The organism is Pseudomonas sp. AC463 (assembly GCF_979253585.1).
This window is the reverse complement of the sequence record NZ_CEEDDZ010000347.1, coordinates 1-318: the sequence shown is the minus strand read 5'-3', so window position 1 is coordinate 318 and position 318 is coordinate 1. Positions and strand designations below refer to the sequence as shown.

Below are 318 nucleotides of genomic sequence, written 5' to 3'. Positions count from 1 at the left end.
CCTTCGAGGATCTGATTGGCGACGTTTTCCATCACCAATGGCTGCAAGCCTGGATCCTTGTTGGAGTTGGCGTGGCTGCAATCGACCATGACGTTCGGTTTGATGTTGGCCTTCTTCAGTTCCTGTTCGCAGATAGCCACGCTCACAGAATCGTAGTTCGGCTTGCCGTTGCCGCCACGTAGCACTACGTGACCGTAGGCATTGCCCGTGGTGGTGACGATGGATACGCCGCCTTGCTGGTTGATGCCCAGAAAACGGTGCGGGCTGGAAACAGATTGCAAGGCGTTGATGGCGACAGTCAGGCCACCGTCTGTACCG

1 pseudogene is annotated in these 318 nt (G+C 56.6%); it reads right to left on the bottom strand.

Annotated elements, in window-relative coordinates:
- Nucleotides 1–318, bottom strand: a pseudogene (locus AC0IYH_RS30460) (3-deoxy-7-phosphoheptulonate synthase); the annotation flags it as partial.